Origin of the sequence: Roseicyclus marinus, from assembly GCF_030163795.1 — a bacterium.
In the GTDB taxonomy this organism is placed as follows: Bacteria; Pseudomonadota; Alphaproteobacteria; order Rhodobacterales; family Rhodobacteraceae; genus Roseicyclus; species Roseicyclus marinus.
In genome coordinates this window covers 92,305-109,809 of record NZ_JASJOF010000005.1, presented here as the reverse complement: position 1 = coordinate 109,809, position 17,505 = coordinate 92,305, and the positions used below count along the sequence as shown (strand labels likewise).

Annotated in this window: 11 protein-coding genes; 5 read left to right on the top strand and 6 right to left on the bottom strand. The window is 63.1% G+C overall.

Features of this window, described 5'->3' with window-relative positions; genetic code table 11:
• Window positions 1-29 precede the first annotated feature (29 nt).
• The 5 genes from QQK63_RS09385 (at window position 30) to QQK63_RS09365 (ending at window position 6,849) form a co-directional block, all read left to right on the top strand.
• Complete coding sequence (locus QQK63_RS09385) at window positions 30-878, top strand: carbon-nitrogen hydrolase family protein (protein ID WP_277824580.1); 849 nt, start codon at window positions 30-32, stop codon at window positions 876-878.
• 4 nt (window positions 879-882) lie between these two features.
• A complete protein-coding gene (locus QQK63_RS09380) occupies window positions 883-3,234 on the top strand; it encodes a tetratricopeptide repeat protein (protein ID WP_277824578.1) in 2,352 nt (783 codons plus the stop codon).
• A 107-nt stretch (window positions 3,235-3,341) separates the two neighbouring features.
• Window positions 3,342-4,772 carry a mannose-1-phosphate guanylyltransferase/mannose-6-phosphate isomerase gene (locus QQK63_RS09375; RefSeq protein ID WP_277824576.1) on the top strand — a complete coding sequence of 477 codons (1,431 nt, stop codon included), beginning with the start codon at window positions 3,342-3,344 and terminating at the stop codon, window positions 4,770-4,772.
• A 149-nt stretch (window positions 4,773-4,921) separates the two neighbouring features.
• Complete coding sequence (locus QQK63_RS09370) at window positions 4,922-5,638, top strand: class I SAM-dependent methyltransferase (protein ID WP_277824574.1); 717 nt, start codon at window positions 4,922-4,924, stop codon at window positions 5,636-5,638.
• A 5-nt stretch (window positions 5,639-5,643) separates the two neighbouring features.
• Window positions 5,644-6,849 carry a putative nucleotide-diphospho-sugar transferase gene (locus tag QQK63_RS09365; protein ID WP_277824572.1) on the top strand — a complete coding sequence of 402 codons (1,206 nt, stop codon included), beginning with the start codon at window positions 5,644-5,646 and terminating at the stop codon, window positions 6,847-6,849.
• An 11-nt stretch (window positions 6,850-6,860) separates the two neighbouring features.
• Here QQK63_RS09365 and QQK63_RS09360 read toward each other — a convergent pair whose 3' ends face one another.
• The 6 genes from QQK63_RS09360 to QQK63_RS09335 form a co-directional block, all read right to left on the bottom strand.
• Window positions 6,861-7,697, bottom strand: a complete 837-nt coding sequence (locus tag QQK63_RS09360) for a WcbI family polysaccharide biosynthesis putative acetyltransferase (RefSeq protein ID WP_277824569.1) — start codon at window positions 7,695-7,697, stop codon at window positions 6,861-6,863.
• Window positions 7,694-8,380: a sulfotransferase family protein gene (locus QQK63_RS09355; RefSeq protein ID WP_277824567.1), complete on the bottom strand. Its 687-nt coding sequence runs from the start codon at window positions 8,378-8,380 to the stop codon at window positions 7,694-7,696. The genes QQK63_RS09360 and QQK63_RS09355 overlap by 4 nt, the downstream gene beginning before the upstream one ends.
• 8 nt (window positions 8,381-8,388) lie before the next feature.
• Window positions 8,389-11,568: a glycosyltransferase gene (locus QQK63_RS09350; protein ID WP_277824565.1), complete on the bottom strand. Its 3,180-nt coding sequence runs from the start codon at window positions 11,566-11,568 to the stop codon at window positions 8,389-8,391.
• A gap of 119 nt (window positions 11,569-11,687) precedes the next feature.
• Window positions 11,688-12,860, bottom strand: coding sequence for a 2-methylaconitate cis-trans isomerase PrpF family protein (locus QQK63_RS09345; RefSeq protein ID WP_277824563.1), 1,173 nt, complete (start codon window positions 12,858-12,860; stop codon window positions 11,688-11,690).
• Between the two features lie 12 nt (window positions 12,861-12,872).
• A complete protein-coding gene (locus QQK63_RS09340; protein ID WP_277824561.1) occupies window positions 12,873-13,733 on the bottom strand; it encodes an isocitrate lyase/PEP mutase family protein in 861 nt (286 codons plus the stop codon).
• 65 nt (window positions 13,734-13,798) lie between these two features.
• Window positions 13,799-17,416 (bottom strand): hydantoinase B/oxoprolinase family protein, encoded by a 3,618-nt coding sequence (locus QQK63_RS09335; protein ID WP_277824559.1) that lies wholly within the window; start codon window positions 17,414-17,416, stop codon window positions 13,799-13,801.
• Between the last annotated feature and the right edge of the window lie 89 nt (window positions 17,417-17,505).

The window sequence follows — 17,505 nt, the reverse complement described above, 5'->3', positions numbered from 1 at the left end:
GTGGTATCAGTAGGGCGAGGGACGTGCCGATGAGCGAGCGGGGCAGCCTGCGCGTGGCGCTGGCGCAGATGTGTTCGTCCGATACGCATGAGGCCAATATCGCCACGGTCTCCGATCTGGCCGCCGAGGCGGCGGGCGAGGGGGCCGAGATGTTGGCGCTGCCCGAGGTTGCGGGGCTGATGAACCGCAACCCCGAGACATCGCGGCGACAGGTCGTGGCGGCGGGTGATGATCCCTTCATCGCGGCCTGCTGCGAGATCGCGCCGCGGCATGGGCTTTGGATCCACACCGGGTCCACGCCTGTGCTTGGGCCGGACGGGCGGTTCCTGAACCATTCGACGCTGATCGACGCCTCAGGCGCCATCGTGGCGGAGTACGACAAGATCCACCTGTTCGACGTCGCGTTGGAAGGTCAGGCGCCGATCGGGGAATCCAAGCGGTTCGCACCCGGTGCGCAAGCCGTGATCGCGCAGACGCCATGGGGCCCGATGGGGTTGAGCATCTGCTACGACCTGCGGTTTGCCTATCTCTACCGCGCCTATGCGCAGGCGGGAGCGGTGGTGATGTTCATCCCCTCGGCCTTTACCGTGCCGACCGGACGGGCGCATTGGGAGGTGCTTTTGCGCGCGCGGGCGATCGAGACCGGGGCCTTCGTGCTGGCCGCCGCGCAGGCCGGGCATCACGCGGACGGGCGGCAGACCTATGGCCATGCGCTGGCCGTCGACCCATGGGGCGCGGTGCTGGCCGATCTGGGCGATGCGGCCCCGGCGCTGCGGGTCGTGACGCTCGATCTTGGGGCGGTGGGGCGGGCACGGGCGCAGGTGCCGGCATGGGGCATCGCGCCGCCTGACCGGATCGAGCCCGTGAGCATGGGTTGATCGCGTGGCGGGGTCGTCGGATACCGGGCCTTTGGCTGGTGTCTTGCGCGACCTTGCCGGGCTGTTGGGCGATGTCGACAGGCCGGAGGGCTGGATCGCCGCGCTGCGCTTTGGCGTGGCGGGTGGGCTGGCCGAACTGGGCGAGGGGGCGGCGGCCGCGCCGTTGTTCCGCCAGCTTCTGGCGCAGAACCCGGCACATCCTTGGGCGTGGATCGGCCTGATCGGCATTGCCATGGAGCGGGGCGATGCCGTGGGCGCGCTGGCGCTGGGGCGCGAGGCCTTGGGTTATTTACCGGAGGATCGGTTGCTGCGCCGCAAGGCCGCCGAGGCCGCCGAGGCGGCGGAGGGTCCCGGGGCGGCGCTGGCCATCCTGTGCGATCAGCCTGTCGCGGGGATGGACGAGGCGGATCTGGTCTTTGCCATCGCGCTGCACAGATCGGCGGGCCGCGTGACCGAGGCGGGGGAGTTTTGTGCGCGGCTGATCGCGCGATCCCCCGGCGAGGCCGTCGCGCATCTGGCCCTGATCGAGGGCGCGCTTACGCAAGGCGATGCCGAGGCTGCCCGTGTCGCAGCCGAGGCGGCAGTGGCCCACCACCCTGATCATCCCGAGATCATTCTGCGCGCGGCGCAGGCGTTTCGAATGGCGGGCGATGGCGCGCGGGCCGTGGATTTGTGCCTGAGCGCGCCCGAGGGGTCAGCCTTTGCGTCATGGTTTCTGGCGCTACGGGCCGAGATCGCGGAAGAGCGCGGTGAGGTGGCGGCCGCGCGTGAGTTGTGGTCGGACGCCTTGGCGATAGGTCAGGGCGATGTGTCTTTCGCCGCGCAAGAGGCGCTGTCACGGCTCGATCCGTCACAAGAGGCGGCGGCGGATGCGGTCCTTGAGACGGGCGATGCCTTTGTCGAGCTGGAGGTGGCCCTGGCCACTGGGAAGGGCGCGGTTGAGGTCTGGCTGGCGCAGGTGGAAGGGCACTCGGACCTGCCGTGGTTCGTGGCCGTGCGTCTGTTGGACCGGCTTTGGCAGGCGGGGCGCGGGGTCGAGGCGGAACGGCTGGTGGCGGCCTGTGCCGCGCAGGTCTGGCCCGAGGCGGACCGGTTGGCCTTTGACCTTGAGCGGTTGCTGGTGCTGGACGGAGCTTTCGCCGCGCTCGATCACGCGCGGTCGCGGCGCGTGGTGCGGCGCGATGCGGAGGCATGCGAAAGGCTGGGCCGGGTTTTGTTGGCGGCGGGCAAGGCGCGATTGGCCGCGCGGTATTTGCGCGCTGCGGTGCGCCGTTGGCCTGGCGATGGCGCGATCCTGACCCGGGCGACCGAAGCGATGATTGCCTGCGGATCGGCCGAGCAGGTGGCGGCGCTGCTTGACGGGCCTTGGCGGCAGGCGCCCGAGGCGGCGCGATTGGCCTGCCGCGTTGCCGCCGCGCTGGCCGAGGGCGATCCGGCCGCGGCTGTTGCGGCCTGTGCCGGGCGGCAGGATGCGCCTCCCCCGATGGATCTGATCGAGGCGCAGCTTTTGAGTGGGGATTTGCAGGGGGCGGAGGCGAGTCTCGCCCGTCTGTCGGTCGGGGATGGGCCCGAGGCAGAGGCGTTGATCTGCCGCCCGCGCGCCACGCGGCTGGGGAGCCTGTTGAACGAGGCGCGCGTCCTTGCCGCGGTTGCGGCCGATTGGCCGGAGGGTTCTGGGGGGCTGGAACCGGAGTTCTTTCTGGCGGCGCGCGCGGCGCTGGTCGCAGTTGATCCGATGCAGGACGGGACGCGTCCGCAGGCCGAGGTGCCCGGTGCCCTGCACCTGATCTGGCGCGGGGGCGTTCCGCCGCCGGATGTGGTCGGCCGGATGGCCAATAGTTGGCGGAGCGCGACAAGGCGGGCGGTACGGTTCTGGGAACCTGCTGGTGCGATGGACTGGATCGGGCAGGCCTTGGGCCACGACATCGCCCGCGCCTGTCGTCAGGCGCAGGATGCCGAGCAGCGCGCCGACCTGCTGGCGCTGGCGGTTCTGTTGGTCGAGGGCGGGATGATGTGTGCCGCCGAACAGGTGCCGGGGGGCGGGATCGATGACTTGGCCGACGGGGGCGGCGCGACCCTCTTCCTCGAAGGGACGGGAGGCGTCAGCTTTGATGCGATGATCGCCCCGCCCGGTCACAGCGTGATCACCGCCGCGCTGGAGGCTGCGACGCAGGCCTGCCTGTCGGGAGAGAACGGGCATCGCTGGTTCAAGACCGGGCCTGGCCTGATGACGCGGGTGGTGGCGCGCTCTTTGGCCGATGGCGGTGCGGATCCGTGCCTGTATCCGGCGAGCCGGTTGCGCCAAGTCCTCCATCCGTGCTGGCCTTTGGGCACGAGATCGGGCGGGGTGGATTGACCTTGGCCCGACGCGAGAGGTATCGCGGCTTTACAAGGTCCGGAGCGCCGGGCGATGGTGACGAGATGGCCCCCTGCGGGCCATGAGGCGTGCAGGGGAGAAAGAGAATGGCCGGTAAGGTTGCGATCACGCCGATCTTGCTGTGCGGCGGATCGGGGACCCGGCTTTGGCCCCTGTCGCGGCGCAGTTATCCCAAGCAATTTTCCAAATTGGTCGGGGACGAAAGCCTGTTCCAGGCTTCGGTCCGTCGCGTTTGGGGCAAGGGGTTTGGCCGGCCCGTGGTGGTGACGGGAGCGGAATTCCGTTTCATCGTCACGCAGCAGATGGCCGAAGTGGGGGCCGACCCCGCCGCCGTGATCCTCGAACCCGCGGCGCGCAACACCGCGCCTGCGGTGCTGGCGGCGGTGATGCGGGTGGCGGAGGCCGATCCGCAGGCGCTGGTGCTGATCGCGCCGTCCGATCACGTGGTGCGCGACGTTCCAGCGTTTCACGCCGCGCTGGGCGTAGCGGCGGAGGCTGCGTCGGAGGGGCGCATCGTGACCTTCGGCATCACGCCCGACCGGCCCGAGACCGGCTATGGTTACCTTGAACTGGAGGGCGCGGGGCAGGCGGGGGTGGCTGCGCCGCTGCGCCGGTTCGTGGAGAAACCCGACCGCGACCGGGCGGAGGCGATGCTGGCCGAGGGGCGGTTCCTGTGGAACGCGGGGATTTTCATGGCGCGGGCCGATGTGCTGCTCGCGGCTTTCGACCGGCATGCGCCGGGGCTGGTGGGGCCGGTGCGCGCGGCGCTGGAGGGGGCGCGGCCGGACCTCGGGTTCTTGCGTCTGGCGGCGGAGCCTTGGGAGGAGGCCGAGGAAATATCCATTGATTACGCGGTGATGGAGCGGGCCGAGGGGTTGAGCGTGGTGCCCTTCGACGGCGGCTGGTCGGATCTTGGCGGGTGGGAGACGGTCTGGCGTGAGATGGGGCCGGATGCGCAAGGCGTGGCGACGTCGGGGGCGGTTCATGCCATCGAGTGCCGCGATACGCTGCTCCGGGCCGAGGGCGAGGGGCAGGTGCTGATCGGGCTGGGGCTGGAGAACATGATCGCGGTGGCGATGCCCGATGCGGTGCTGGTCGCGCCGATGGAGCGGGCGCAGGACCTGCGGCTGGCGGTGGTGGCGCTGAAGGCGTCGGGCGCGCGTCAGGCGACGGAATTTCCCAAGGATCACAGACCCTGGGGATGGTTCGAAAGCCTTGTTTTGGCTGACAGATTCCAGGTCAAGCGGATCCACGTGAACCCGGGCGGGAGCCTGAGTTTGCAGAGCCATCACCACCGGGCGGAGCATTGGATCGTGGTGCAGGGCACGGCGCGGGTGACGGTGGACGCCGAGGTGCGGCTGGTGAGCGAAAACCAGTCGGTCTACATCCCGCTGGGGGCCACACACCGGTTGGAAAATCCCGGAAAACTGCCCATGGTGCTGATCGAGGTGCAGACGGGCGGGTACCTGGGTGAGGATGACATCATCCGGTACGAAGATGGGTATGGCAGAGGGTAAAACCGCGTCGTTTTCCTGTAGGGAATGTGTAGTTTATCTGTAGTGTATCCGTCGTGCATTCGTCACACCGCGCCGCGCCCCCAAGGTGCGGGGGCGGGGTGAAGAGGTTGCCACCCTGTGTGGGGTGGGTTTGGTAAGGGGTAAGGGGTGTGAGTGGTATTGAGATGCGCACAAGTGGGGCTTCATTAACAACGCTGGCTAATAGGTTTGGCTCGGACAAAGGTGATTTGATCGGGGCGAAGCATAATTATACGCCGCTTTACGATTTCATATTGCGTCCATTTAAGGATAAAGATGTTCGCTTGCTTGAGATCGGTCTTCTGCGTGGAGGCCCAGAGCTGGGCTTTGACGCCTCGCGCGAAACTACTGCGCCCCCCTCCATACAAATGTGGTTAGATTTTTTGCCAAAGGCAAAAATTGTGGGATTCGATATATCGGATTTTTCGAATTATCAATCTAATAGGTTTTCATTCATACGTGGCGACTCTTCTAATCCGAATGACCTGGAGAATTTGCTGCAAAAGCACGCTCCATTTGACTTTGTAATCGACGACGCGTCACATGCGTCGTATCATCAACTAATGGCTTTTTTAAAAATATTTCCAAGCATGAATAGTGGTGGGGTGTATATAATCGAGGATCTGCATTGGCAGCCTCCTACGATTGAGGATTTATGCCCTAAATGCTCTCAAGCGCGGTTGTTTGTTGAGTGGGCAATGGGATTTATTTCGGATGATATGCTTGTCCTTCCTGACGAGTTGCGGGGGCTTCTTGAGCTTCGGGAGTCAATCTCATTTTGCCACGGTTTCGCTGGGTATAGGACTGGTATGCGCGGCGTAAAAACTGCGATCTTTGTTAAGGCATGAGTATAATGTCTAGAAATTTTAGGTTAGAGTGTGATCGTGTTGGAGACGCTGTATTTTCTGATCAGGTATTCGAATTAAGCAGTAGTAGCTTCGAAAATTACGTTCCCTTAGTGGAATTAGGTCAAAAAATAAAAGCGGGAAATATTGCGGATGTGCGGGAGTCAATTCTTCAAATAGTCTCCCTTCTAAGGGACTCATCTGATAATGATAGTATTTCTTATTTTTCAAGGTCCTTCTTAAAAAGACTTGCCCTTCATCGTGTGCCAAAGCTCGAAAAGGTGGCGCAGGATTCCTTAATATCCATTGCGCATGAATTTCATGCGGAATTGTGCCATCGAGCTTTTCAAGAGTTTCCACCAGAGCCAGTCCCAATTCAGCTTATAGAGCGACTTCAATCAGTTGCCCTTTCTTCGCGGCAGGCTAGCTGTGGGAGAGTTGTGCTACTAATGGTGACGAGAAATTATGTAGACAATCTTAAATTGTGGCTAGATTGCGCGATAAGATCGCAGCAAAGTCTGCCGCAAATTATTATTCTTAACTTGGATGTGCCATCAGCCGAGGTTTCAGAAATTTTTGAGGTGCGCAGGGTCGCTTTTTCGGAAGTTGACTTGAGGCTTAAGCCTTATTCCAAGTCGGGGAATGGCTCATCTCTCTCATTTATTTGGTATATAAAAATATTGGCGGCCTTGATTCTTCTTAAGTCTGACTTGGATGTAATCTATTCTGATTTGGATTCCTTTTGGCTTCGGGATGTGGATGCTTTCGTTAATGGTCTGCCAAGTGATACAAATTTATTTTTCATGACTGCGGACAATATGCCAATGATATCGAGTATTAAGTTTGGTGTCACTTGTGGATGCGGATTCTTTTTTGCCAGATCAGGCGTTGAAAATCACAAATTCTTTGAATGCTGGCTCGATTACGTGGGGGCTATGCTCGATGACCAGATAGGTTTGGCTCAGATGCTGTTGGAAAGTAATGTAGAATTTTCTCTTTCTAGCATGGAGAGTGTTTCTTGGATCGGAAGCGGCACTCATTCCTCTATCCAAAGATATTTTAGGATTGGTGTTCTTTCTAAAGAAATGGTGGTGCGCATAGCGAGTGTGAAGGATATTTCAAGCCTCAAATGCCGACCAGTTGTTGTTCATCCGCGTTGGGTCGCAGAACCTAGCTTGATGCCCTCTGACTACCTCAATCTTTTGTTCAGCTAGTCTTCAGTTATCTAGTATTGAGGTGTGAATATTATTTCATTTGGATTTGATATATTATCAGATATTCTATCGTAGTGCAGAAAAAACTCGTCTCGCAGGGAATTGAAGGAATACATCTTCTTTTTGCCCTGCTCTTGTCCAATTGTTGCTATTCCGTGGTATTGAACATAGTTTGAGTCAGTTTTTGAAAAAATACTATGTGGCCTTATCTTGCCAAGTGGCTCTTCCTTTGGTTGGGTTGACTTGGTTAGCTCTATTCTTTTTTCTGCGAGGACTCTGCGCCCCATGGCTTCTAGAAGCCACTGAGTTGGGTGGTTGAAAGTGAAAAACAAAGCTGCTTTTCTATAGTTTTCAAGGATTAAGTCTGAAATCTTTACGTCGCACATCGCTTCCTTCATCTGCAAGTCTGCAAGGGAGCGTTTGGAAATTTCATCATAATCGAATAAGTTTTGGTCCAAATAAGAGTATGAATTTTGAGATAGCCAATCATTAAGTATTTGCAAGTCATGATAGGCGTCCAATGGCCCAAAGATTCTTCCGTGCTTTATGTGGGTAATATATCTTATTCTTGGCGTTTGCCCTAGAAAAAATATATTTGGCCAAATAGTGGCCCGATCTCCAAATCTTTCTTTAATTTTTATCGACTGGAGGTGTTCGGGCTTGAAGGCGATGGAAGTGGCTTGCGCTATAACCCAATCGGCTTTATTGAAAGTTTCTTCATGATCGGGGCGGTCACTTTCTTTAGCGAGGTGCAGTATTATAGGGGGTAAAACTTCAATATCGGGGACATTTCCGAGAATGCTTGATAATGGCCGGGCTTGGCAATTTCCTATGACGAGAACTTTCATAGCTTTTGCTCAATACTACTTATAATCGCTACGTCCAATTTGTTCATTTCCTGCAGGGTTGTGAGCGTCTTCTCCGTCATCTCCACCTCATCCTTGCCTGCCGATGTATTCGCCTTCACCGCCTGATGGCTGAACCCCGGATAGGCCGCCGCCAACCGCCTCATCGCCACGTCAAACGCCTCCACCCGTCCCACGACGCTCAGCGCCTTGAGTGCCCGTTTCGCGCGGTCGAGTTCCGTGCCCTCGCCCGGCATCAGGCTGGCCAGCCGGTAGGTCTGGAAATTCCGGCATTGGCGGTCGCCGGGGCGGGCGAGGCGGGCACGGACGTAGCCTTCGAAATCATGCTCCTTGGCCAGCCGCGCGCCCCATGTGTCGGCGGTCTGGGTGCGTTCGAAGCGGTAGGCGGATTTGATCCGCTCGATGGGGTCGCGCAGGAGCAGGAAGGAGATCACGCGCACCCCGTCGATCTGCGGGATCGGACCCATCATGGTGTGGGAGGAATAGGCGATGGCCTCGGGCGTTTCGCGTATCCATGCCTCGACCAGCGGCGTGTTGTTGCCGCCCATGGCGGGAAATTCGCGGGTTACCCATTTGCCCGGAAAGTTGCGCTTGAGGATCGCGTCAACGGATGTGCCCGCGTTCTTGAACAGGTGGTAGTGCAGGATGATGGTGCGTTCGGTCATCCCCCCCCTCACCCCGCTCCGAACAGGTCCACCGCCTCGAAGGCGGCCTTCATCGCCGCGCGGCCTTGCGCGAAGGAGAACCGCTCGGCCGCGTAGCTGCGGGCGGCGGTGGAGATGGCGGTCCAGAGCGCGTCATCCTCGGACAGGCGGGCGATGGCTGTGGCCCAATCCTCGGGCGTGGTGGCGATCAGGCAATCGTGGCCGTGGCGCAGGCCGATGCCTTCGGCGGCGACGGGGGTGAGCACGGTGGGGATGCCATGGGCCAGCGCGCTCAGCACCTTGCCCTTGATCCCGGCACCCGACAGGAGGGGGGCCACGAAGATGCGGTGGCGGTCGTAGGCGGTGGCCATATCGGCGACGAAGCCCACGGGGTCGATGGTGTCGGAGGCGAGCGCGCGGATCGTCTCATCCATTCCCGCGCCATAGATCGTCAGATGCGCGCCCGTGCCCTCGAGGAGCGGCAGGACGGAGCGGCAGAACCACGTCACCCCCTCGGCATTGGGGTGGTGTTTGAAGCTGCCGAGGAAGGAGAGACCCTTGCGGCCTTTCAGTGGCGGGATCTCGGGCGGAATGTCGACGACCCACGGGCAGGTCATGACCGGCACCTGACCGTCGGTATGGGAGGCGATGATGGCGTGTTCGACCTCGTTATAGCTGAGGACGAGGTCGGCGGCCTTCATCATCGCAAGCTCTTCGTCGCGGACGCGGCGCATGGCGGCGAGGCGGGAGGGGTCATCCATGCTGAGGGCGGCGCGCAATTCGCGCAGGAAATGCAGATCAGCGTTGTTGAGCAGGATCTTGGCGCGGGGGGCGTGTTTGCGGATGTGGCGGATCGTGTCCTGGGCCACGTAGTAGCGGGTGATGTAGATCGCATCGAATTCGCCGGCGCGCTGTTCGAGGAATTCGGCGAGGGACAGGTAGAAGGGGGCGGTGATGACCTCGACCCCGCTGTTCTGGAGGTCGTCGGTGTAGCTGCCGAAATGGGCGAGGTTCTGGGGCAGGAAGGTGACCTTGTAGCCCAGCGATTTGACCAGCTCGATCTCGCGGCGGGCGGCGTAGGAGCCGGCATCGCGATCCTCGCGCGGGGTGGTGTAGTCGATGAAGAGGACGCGGCCGACGATGCCGCGATCCTTTTCGAGGTCGGGGTTTTGACCTTCCTTGCCGTGGGAGGCATAGGCGCGGGCCCATTGGCGTTTGAATTTCGGGCGGTTCAGTTCCTGGTGTTTCTTGAAGCCTTGGGTGACATCGGTGCCGCTGGTCATGCCTTCGAAATGGTAGACGAGGGAGGCGGGGACGAACCATGTCTTGTAGCCCGCGTCGCGGATCTTGAAGGCGAGGTCGGTGTCCTCGAAATACATCGGTTCGAGGTAGGAGGAGAGGCCGCCGACCTCGTCCCAGATCCGCTTGGTGGTCATCAGCGCCGCGCCGGACAGGTAATCGGCCTGACGTGCGTAGGAAAAGCGCGGCTCCCACGGGCTGGCGCGGTTGCCGTAGTTCCAGGGGTTGCCGCTGCCCCAGACGATGCCGCCCGCATCCTGAAGCTTGCCATCGGGATAGAGCAGCTTGGCGCCCGCAAGCCCCACGTTGTCGAGCCGGTCGAAAGCGTCGAGGAGCGCGTCGAGCCAGCCCACGGTCGGTTCGGTGTCGTTGTTCAGGAGGACGACGTAATCGCCCCGCGCGGCGGCGACGCCCGCGTTGCAGGCGCGGATGAAGCGTTGCGGCTCGGCGTTGCGGATGACGCGGATGCCCGAGACGATGTTCTCGATCTCGGCGGTGGCATCGGTCGAGGCATCGTCGACGAGGATCACCTCGAAACTGGTGCGGTTGTGGGCGACCAACAGGGCGCTGAGGCAGTAATAGGTGACTTCGACCTTGTTGTGGGCGGGGATGATCACGCTGACCTGCGGCTTTTCCACGGTGGGAAAGGCGATCGGGTGCAGCTTGACGGTTTCGAAGGAGCAATCGAGCGTGCGGGCCGCCGTGGCGAGCGAGGCGGCATCCATCCCCGGCACCGGATGGTCGAGATGGGCGCGCAGGCCGCGGTAGCGGTGGTTGGCGCGCACCGTGAGGTCCGTGGGAAAGGGTGCCCGGGTTTCGCGTGCGATGACATCCTGCGGGGTCAGGGCGCGCGGGGCCAGAACCGGCAGGGACAGGAAGATCTGGCTGCCGGACAGATCCCGGATCGACATATCGACGATGTCGCCACGCAGGCACCGCGCGGGCAGGCGAATGGCTGTTTCGGCATCGCGCAGGTGGATGCGGTCGACCGGTTGGCCATCGGCAAAAAGCAGGAAGTCGCAGGGGCGGTCCGCCTTGAGCATCAGCGTGTGGCCGTAATCGTCGATCAGCGTGACGCCGTTTTCCTCGGGCGCGAAGAGGTCGAGTTTCTCCGCGCCGAGGTGGAGTGTGATCGCGGCCTCGTCGGGTCGGCGGAAGGAGGGGACGATGGCCTTGTACCAAACGGGATTTGGCGGTGTGCCGATGGATTTGATCCGGGGTTCCACCAGGGTTTGGCGTGCCTTGGTTCCGGTAAGTTCGGGGTTGGCGATGAAGATGTAGGGGAAATTCTCCTGCCCGTCGTCGCGATAGCCCAGATAGCGAACCAGAAGATGCGCCGTCCTCGCATGATCGGCGGCGGGGCAGGGAATGGTGATCTCCTGATAGCCGTTCTTGCGGCGGCCGCCGGTGAACTTGGGGTCGAGCGGTGCCGCCACTGTTTGCGACATGCCTTGGGGGGCTGGGTCGAAGCGGATGATGAGTTCGGCCTCTGCCCGATGCATGGCCACCAGCGCGCAAAAGACCCGCGCCTCGGTCGAGGGGGGCACCGTGACCGTGGCCCCGGTGTCGATCACGCGGGGTTGTTGGAAATGATCGACCCGCAGTTGCAGGGTCTTTCCGGTCTCGAGCGCCCAATCCGGCAGCTTGTCGATCATGACTTCGGTTGTCGTATCCGCTGCTGTCCCATCAAGCAGCGTTTCGACAAGCGGGCTGCCACTTGGAGGCAGGTCAAAAGGTTTGCGATTGAAAAAGACGCTCAGATCCGCGGGCAATGCCGAAAGGCGCTCGAGCGGCAGATGCTGGCTGCCATGGGTGATCGAAACCCCTGCCTTGACGGCATCGGCATCGAGCAAAAGAAACAGCGCGTCGCGGTGCAGGACGGCGGTTTCGACACGGGTGGCGAGAGACATGGAGGGGTACGTCGCAAACTGGTTACTGGTTCGACGATGGACAGGAGAGACCTTGCGCTGTCAACCCGTTGCGATCACTTGATCACCTGCCTGCGGTCTTTCCGGCGGGCCGGGTGCGGTCAGGCTGTGCCATCATCTGCCTTTGGCCGTGGCGGCACGGTCACAGACCCCTCCATCAACCGGCGCGCGGTGCGAAAGACGGTGGCGTGGGCGACCTGCCATCCATCGCCGGTGTGCCTGACATCGGCCATAGCGGGCATCACGCCCGAGGCATGGCCGAGCCGCAAGATACCGTCTTGGGGCGGGCGGGCCAGTGCAGCGACACAGGAGCCGGTGAGGGACGCCGCAACGGCGGTGCACATGGAACCGGTGAGCGTGACGGCGCGGTGGGCCTGACCCATGGAGATCATGCGGATCGCGAGGTCGAAATCCGTGGCGCGAAGCGTCTCTCCCGCCGTGCTGCGGTAGTCGCGGGGGGCGGCGACCATGCCGATCTTGGGGCTTCCGGCGCGGGCGTGGGCGGCCTCCATCGTGTTGGTCAGGCCCATCGCGATGCTGCCTGCGCAGCGGATCGCCTCCAGCGCCTCCATGATGCCGGACGCCGTCTCGATCTGGTCGGGGGTTTCGTAGCCGGTCAGGCCCAAGGCTTCGGCGCGCAGGAAAACGACAGGGTTCGTCGCGTCGATCAATGACACCTCGACGGGCGCGGGCAGGCCCGGCACATCAAGGCTGTCGGTGGTTTTGCCCGTGGGCAGGAGACGCCCGGTCGCAGCCCCCGCCGGATCGACGAAATCGAGCCGGATCCGCGCGCCGGTGCCCGCGACGCCGGGATTGACGAAATCGCCCGTGACTACGGGCAGGCCACCCCGGACCTCGAACCGGCTTTCGATGATCTTGCCGGTGTTCGTGTTGTGGATGCGGACCACGGCCGCCCCATCGGCGGGGCAGACCAGCCCCTCCTCCACGGCGAAAGGGCCGATGGCCGAGGACATGTTACCGCAATTGGAGCTGTAATCGGGCGGGCCATCCGTCACCGGGATCTGGACGAAGGTGTAATCGACATCGGCATCGGGCCTGCTGGGTGGGTCGATGACGCAGATCTTGGACAGGGACGAGAGGCCGCCGCCCATCCCGTCAAGCTGGCGTTTGCCGGGATCGGGGCTGCCCAAGGCGGACAGGAATATCCGGTGGTGTTCTTCGATGTCGGAGGGCAGATCGCGGCCGTGGAAGATGATCGCCTTGCTGGTGCCGCCGCGCATGAAAACGGCAGGAATACGGATCTGGTTGGTCATGCTGTCCCTGCCTCAAACTGCATAAGTCTTGTCGCGGGCAAGCCAGTCGGCTGTGCCGATGATCGCCTCGCGCTCGGCGAAACTGACCATGCGATCTTGCATCGCGCGGCTGTCGCCGTCGCGGCGGATCGCGTCGAGCGTTTGTTCCATCGCCCAAAGCGCCGCGCGTTGCAGGTCGCTGGGGATGATGACGATGGCATAGCCCAACGCGCCCAGACGGTCAGTGGGGATGAGGGGCGTCTTGCCGCCCGCGAACATGTTGATGAGCTTGGGATAGGGGAGGCGTTCGGCGATCTGTTCGATCTGGTCCACGGTTGTGGGGGCCTCGACGAAGATCACGTCGGCGCCCGCCTCCATATAGGCATGGGCGCGGTCGATCGTGGCCTCGAACCCTTCGACGGCCAGACCGTCGGTGCGGGCGATCACGACGAGATCGGGGTCGGTGGCCGCATCCCTGACCGCGCGGAGTTTCTGCGTCATCTCGCGGATCGGCACGATGGATTTGTCGTCGTAATGGCCGCAGCGTTTCGGAAAGTGCTGATCTTCTATATGAAAGCCTGCGACGCCGGCGCGTTCGAAGGCGCGGACCATGTGCTGGGCGTTCAGTGCATTGCCATAGCCGGTGTCGGCATCTGCGATGACGGGGACGGTGACGGCGTCGACCATGGTGGCAAGCCTGTCGGTGATCTCGGCCATGCTCAGCAGGCCCAGATCGGGCAGGCCGGTTGCGCGCGCCATGGCCCCGCCGCTGGCGTAGACGGCCGCAAAGCCCGAACGTTCGATCATCTTGGCCGAGATGCCGTCATAGCCGCCCGGCGCCACCACCGGCCCGCCGCCCGCCATCAGCTGGCGCAGCCGTGTCGATGCTTTCATCCCGCCATTCTCCCCTTGCAGCGATGGGCGCGACCTTGCCGCCGCGCCCGTCCTGCCGCAAGGGGTCAGGCTTTGCCCCAGCCGCCTGCGGTGGGTGTGATGACGGTGACCGCTTCGCCCGGTTCCAGAACGGTCTGGGCGCAGGCGGCGAGCGTTTCGGTCGTGCCGTCATTGCGCCGGACAAAGGTCTGGCCGAGCTGTCCGTCGCCGCCGCCCGCGATGCCGCGCGGCGGCAGGGAGCGGTGGGAGGACAGGATCGCGCAATCCATCCGTTCCAGAAAGCGGATGCGCCGTTCGGTGCCGTCGCCCGCCGGGCATTGGCCCGCGCCGCCTGATCCGGGACGCAGGGCGAAATGTTCGAGCAGGACGGGAAAGCGCATTTCCAGCACCTCCGGATCGGTCAGGCGCGAATTGGTCATATGCACATGCACGCCCGAGGTGCCGGGAAAGCCGCGACCGGAATTCATCACGCCCGCGGGCGAGCCGGAACAGATCGTCTCGTAATACTGGTGGGTGTCATTGCCGAAGGTCAGGTTGTTCATCGTGCCCTGAGAATTGGCGATGGCCCCGAGCGCGCCGAAGATGGCGCTGGTGACGTGTTGGCTCGTTTCCACGTTGCCCGCAACGACGGCGCGGGGATAGGCGGGTTTCAGCATCGAGCCCTCGGGGATGATGATGCGGATGGGGCGCAGGCAGCCCGCATTCATCGGGATCGGTGCTTCGACCATGACGCGGAAGCAGTAAAGGACGGCGGCGCGCGTCACGGGTTCTGGCGCGTTGAAGTTGTTTTCCATCGCGGGGCTGGTGCCGGTGAAATCGACCGTTGTCTGCCGCGCCTCGCGGTCGACGGTGATCTTGACCCGGATCACCTGACCCGTGTCGGTGGGGTATTCGTAGGAACACTCCTGAAGCCCGCCGATCAGGCGCGCGACCTCCTCCGCCGCGTTGTCCTGCACGTGGCCCATGTAGGCCTGCACGGTGGGCAGGCCGAATTCGGCGACCATGCGGCGAAGTTCGGCGGCCCCCCGTTCATTGGCCGCTATCTGCGCCTTGAGGTCGGCGATGTTCTGGTCGGGATTGCGGGCCGGGTAGGGGTGATCGGTCAGGAGATGGCGCAGGGCGGCTTCGCGGAAGATACCTTCTTCTACAAGGATGAAGTTGTCGAACAGCACGCCTTCCTCGTCCACGGTTTTCGCCAGTGGCGTCATGGAGCCGGGGGCGGTGCCGCCGACATCGGCATGGTGGCCCCGGGAGGCGACCCAGAAGAGGATCGTGTCCCCCGCGTCGTCGAAAACGGGCGAGACCACGGTGATGTCGGGCAGATGGGTGCCGCCGTTGTAGGGGGCGTTGAGGGCAAAGACATCGCCGGGGCGGATGCGGCCCGCATTGAGCCGGATCACGGTTTCGACGCTGCGGTCCATCGAGCCGAGGTGGACGGGCATATGCGGCGCGTTGGCGACAAGCGCGCCGGTGGCGTCGAAGACCGCGCAGGAGAAATCGAGCCGTTCCTTGATGTTCACCGAATGGGCCGTATTCTGAAGCGCCACGCCCATCTGTTCGGCGATATTCATGAAGAGGTTGTTGAACACTTCGAGCAGGATCGGATCGGCCTGTGTGGTGCCTGCGGCCTGTGTGCGGGCCATGCGTTCGTGGCGGCGCATCACGATATCGTCGCGGGCGGTCAGTTCGGCTGTCCAGCCGGGTTCTACGACCACGGTCTGGTTCGGTTCGATGATGAGCGCGGGACCACGAACGCGGTCGCCGGGCGACAGCGCTTCGCGGGGGAACACAATGGCCTCGACCATCTTGCCGCCGCTGAAGATCGGGACACGGTGGTCGCTGGCTGCCTCCCGCGTCGCGGTCGCAGCGGTTGCTTCGCGTGCCTGTTGACCTGCGGCCTCGGTCATTTCGACCTCGACGGCTTCAACGGTCACGGGTTTGTCGGGGCTGACGAAGCCGAATTGCGCCTTGTGGGCCGCTTCGAATTCGGCGCGGGCGGCCTTGGCATCGCCGGTCCAGATGACGGGCAGGGCCGTGTCGGTTCCGGCATAGCGCAAGTGCAGCCGGGTGACGGCGGTGGCGGTACCGGGATCGACGCCCTGTTCGGACAATTCGCCCGAAACGGCAGCCCGAAGATCATGCGCCAGTTTGTCTATGGCGGGCAGGGTTTCGGGGGCGAGTGATTCGACCAAAGCCTGCTGTCGGCTGGCGGACACGGTCGCGCGCCCGATGCCATAGGCCGACAGAAGGCCCGAAAGCGGGTGGATCAGGACCGATTCCATCCCCAGTGCATCGGCGACAAGGCAGGCATGTTGCCCGGCCGCGCCGCCGAAGGCATTGAGCAGGTATTTCGTCACGTCATAGCCGCGCTGGACGCTGATCTTCTTGATGGCATTGGCCATGTTCTCGATCGCGATGGTGAGGAAACCCTCGGCCACCTCCTCCGGGCTTTTGCCCTCGGCTTCCGCGATCTCGGCGAAGCGCGCGCGGACCACGTCGGCGTCGAGGGCGGCATCCTGATCGGGGCCGAAGACGCGGGGAAAGAACTCGGGGCGCAATTTGCCCAGCATCACGTTCGCATCGGTCACGGTCAGGGGACCGCCGCGCCGGTAGCAGGCGGGGCCGGGATTGGCCCCCGCCGAATCGGGCCCGACGCGGAAGCGGCCCGGTTCGGCATGGAGGATCGAGCCGCCGCCCGCCGCGACCGTGTGGATGCGCATCATCGGCGCGCGGATGCGCACGCCCGCCACCTCGGTGTCGAAGGCGCGTTCGTAATCGCCCGCGAAATGCGCCACGTCGGTCGAGGTGCCGCCCATGTCGAAGCCGATCACCCGGTCGAATCCTGCATCGGCCGCCGTCTCCACCATGCCGACGACGCCGCCCGCGGGACCCGAGAGAATCGCATCCTTGCCCTGGAATTTCTCGGCCGCCGTCATGCCGCCCGAGGACATCATGAATTGCAGCGTCGGGCCCGGTTGGCCTGCGGGCGTGGCCCCCAGCGCATCGGCCACGCGGGCGACATAGCGGCGGAGAATCGGGGAGAGATAGGCATCGACCACGGTCGTGTCACCACGGCCCACCAGCTTGACCAGCGGCGAGACCTCGTGGCTGACGGAGACCTGCGCAAAGCCCATGCCGCGCACGAGATCCGCAAGCGCCGCTTCATGTGCGGGGTTTTTCCACGCATGCATCAAGACGATGGCGACCGCGTCGATGCCCTTGGCCTTTGCCTCGGCCAGCGGCGCGTGGAGGGTCGTGGTGTCTAGCGCCAGTTCCACCGACCCATCGGCGCGCAGCCGTTCCTCGACCTCGATCACCTGTTCGTAGAGCTGTTCGGGGAGCAGGATCTCCTTGGCGAAGATGTCGGGCCGGGCCTGGTAGGCGATGCGGAGCGCGTCACGAAATCCTTTGGTAATCAGAAGGATGGTGCGGTCGCCCTTGCGTTCCAGCAGGGCGTTGGTGGCAACCGTCGTGCCCATCTTGACCGTGCCGATGCGCGCAGGCTCGATGGTGCCGCCCAAGAGACGCCGGATGCCTTCGATGGCGGCATCGGCGTAGCTTTCGGGGTTTTCCGAGAGCAGTTTGAGCGGCGTCAGCGTCCCGTCCGGCTTGCGGCCCACCACGTCGGTGAAGGTGCCGCCACGGTCGATCCAGAAATCCCAGGGCTCGGGCGCATGTGCCATCTTCGTCTCTCCGCTGTTCATGTCGCCCGTTTTTCGGGCGATCCCGGTGGGCTGAATTTGGCCCGCCAACATTCCGATGACATTTTGTT